Below are 2706 nucleotides of genomic sequence, written 5' to 3'. Positions count from 1 at the left end.
TTGGTAAGTTGCCACATTTGGACCAAAAGCTTGATAATAACTTTCTGGTGCTCGGAAAGTCCGATCGGTTTTAATGCGATGATCCGTGTATTCACGTAGTGTTAGCGGTCGACCCAGTATGTCTTGTCCGACAATACTCTGTTGGTAAATGCGTTGTAGGCGCGTATTGATGCGGCGAGGGCGACTTGGTTCGCCTTCACCACCCATCCAGATCATTCTATGCCCACTCGGGTCAGTATAGTTGACGGGGTTGTTCTGCACATAGCTGTAGCGGTTCTGGCTGAGAAGGTTCGTCTCCTCACCTGGGTAGCTATCCTCTGTTAAGAAAGTACCTCCCTGACTATCATAATACCTTGCGCGTAAATAGTCAAGTCCAGTATCGTCACGGGCTTCGCCATTATAGGCAAAGGGCTGACCTGTTGTGTCTGTGCTTGTCTTTCTTGCCCCATAGAGGTTATAGCTGCTTGATGCGACGGCTTGTCCATCCTTGGTCAAGCCTGTCACAGAGCCTGACTGGTTGGTCAAGTAGTTGTAACTGTCACCTGTTTGGTTGTAGCTATAGCTGGTCTTTTGTCCCTTGACATCTATCACGGAAGTCAGACGATCCAGTTCATCGTAAGTGTAGGAAACTGTGCTACCATCTGGGTAAATCATCTTCGAGATATTACCATAGGCATCATACTCGTACTGGATCAGGCTACCATCTCCCTGACGAACACCCGTGATCTCGCCTTCTTCATTAGTCGCGTACTGACTAGTTCCTGTCAGGTCACTCATAGACACTCGACGACCATCCGCATCATAGGTATAGAGGACTTGACCCTCTTGCTTTTCTGGGTGTAACATAAAACTCTCGAAGAAATTCATCCTCGAGAGTTTTTGCATGTTTCTATCACAATAGAAGATAGCCGTTCAATAGTCGAGGCTGTTGGAGATCTCCACGACCCTCTAGCATAAAAGTATTTGCTTGAAATCGCGCACGCTAATCATGACTTATCTATACTTTAATATCAATTAATGTATCTCATACAGATATACTCAAGTTTATCTTGCTTCCTTTTCTACTTGTATGGCTACTATTTAAACTCGGGTCGTAACCAAAAAGACTGTATTTCCCCCTGCTTATCAATCTCAGCAATTGTATCTTTAAAAAATTCTACAGAATCAAGCTTCTCGTATTCCATCTTAGAAGTTATCTTTATCCATCCCGTTTTGTCATCATAATATGTTTCCCAATCATTTGCAGACTCTGCTCGAAAACTGACTCCACCTTCAATGTCTGTATTAGTAAGTAAAATACTACCCTCATCTGCCTTAGGAGGTCTCAGATTTTTCTTAATCCAAGTACAGTCGTGATGATACCCCAATAACTGAGTAGATTCCATATCTTCAGAATTAAAACCAAGAAACAAATAAATAAAACTAAAGGTTATATCACTATTTTTAATTGGCAATGCAATTAATTCTTTTGTGTTGGTACTATATATTAGCTTTTCATATAGATTTCGTTCTTTTTTTATAATTTTAAACATGTATTCTCCTATCTCACATAATTAAAGTGAACAATTTGATTTGTATCCAAATCAACAACCAACTCCCATATTCCTTCTTGCCTACCGTTAAATGTTCCATTAACTTCCCAGCGCCAACCATTTGGTAGAAATTTATCTTTTACGGGGGAACCACCGTCAATAATTTCTTGAATAATTAAATCTGTTCCCGCATTATTAACATACGGTCTAGCTTTTTCACCAACATATTTTCCACGTTTAATCACATCGTTTGCATGGTTTTTAACTGTTTAGGTCATTGATAAGTCGGAGGATTTTATACTTTTAGGATCAATACTATTTCTCCACTACTTGCCATTACCAGACAGTTTCACTCTTATGATCACACATATATATCAAAGCGATCTACCGAACACTCTACCCAGTCTCCGGAAACAATATCTCCTGGCAATTCACCACTGAATTTTAAAACATAATCAAAACATTGTATCAGCGGAACATCCTTATCTAGTACTTGACCTACTACATAATATTCAAAATTTCCAAGACGCCCTAGCGAATAAGAATGTTCCTCACTCCTAATTACCTCAGATCCTCCCATTCCATAAATAACATTAAGTTTTTTTGTAATAACATCTAACGGTTGTGAATAAGTAAAACAAACCAACTGTTTGTTATGACTGTCTACTAAAGTGATTTCCCCCTCATAGCTTGCTTCATCAAGCCAGTCAATTTTTAGTATTTTTATCATCTATCTCTCCTACTCTAAGGGTTAATTCCTAAACTAGAATCCCACTCACGCATATTTTCAATATCCTTAATATGATAGGTTGTTATTTCTCCTGTAACTTTATCAAGACCAACAATTGCATATTTTGTTCTTCCTTTTCTATTCCCACTTTTGCTAAAACCTACATACTTGTAATAAGCATTATTCTTTGAAGAATACTCTCCAGTTTGTATAACATAATTAGCATCTTTCAAATATTGTTCCATGGTGTAATTTGACTCATTAAGTGCATTAGCAACTTGTTGACCATGTTTACTATAATGTCTCTCTAACTCTCCTGGCTTAAACGCTTTTTGCGTACCATTTCCCCACTTCATACCATTACCAGTCGGAACACTAGAATTATACTTAGCAACCTGTCTACCGGCAACCGCAGCTGCCACATCTTGAATCGGCGCAATCCAC

Annotated in this window: 4 protein-coding genes and 1 pseudogene; all 5 read right to left on the bottom strand. The window is 39.0% G+C overall.

The window, feature by feature from the left end; genetic code table 11:
* Positions 1–846 (bottom strand): RHS repeat-associated core domain-containing protein (locus ADI74_RS09200; protein WP_049538469.1); only part of this gene is annotated, 846 nt, incomplete at its 3' end.
* A 230-nt stretch (positions 847–1076) separates the two neighbouring features.
* Complete coding sequence (locus tag ADI74_RS09195; RefSeq protein ID WP_049538468.1) at positions 1077–1532, bottom strand: hypothetical protein; 456 nt, start codon at positions 1530–1532, stop codon at positions 1077–1079.
* A gap of 8 nt (positions 1533–1540) precedes the next feature.
* Positions 1541–1777, bottom strand: coding sequence for a hypothetical protein (locus ADI74_RS09190; protein ID WP_049538466.1), 237 nt, complete (start codon positions 1775–1777; stop codon positions 1541–1543).
* Between the two features lie 116 nt (positions 1778–1893).
* Positions 1894–2262: a hypothetical protein gene (locus ADI74_RS09185; protein ID WP_049538464.1), complete on the bottom strand. Its 369-nt coding sequence runs from the start codon at positions 2260–2262 to the stop codon at positions 1894–1896.
* Positions 2263–2276: 14 nt separating this feature from the next.
* Positions 2277–2706 (bottom strand): annotated as a pseudogene (locus ADI74_RS11190) (hypothetical protein); the annotation flags it as partial.

This window comes from Streptococcus pseudopneumoniae (genome assembly GCF_001074565.1).
GTDB lineage: Bacteria > Bacillota > Bacilli > Lactobacillales > Streptococcaceae > Streptococcus > Streptococcus pseudopneumoniae_J.
Note: the sequence above shows the minus strand (reverse complement) of the source record. Positions and strands in the feature narration are given on the sequence as shown.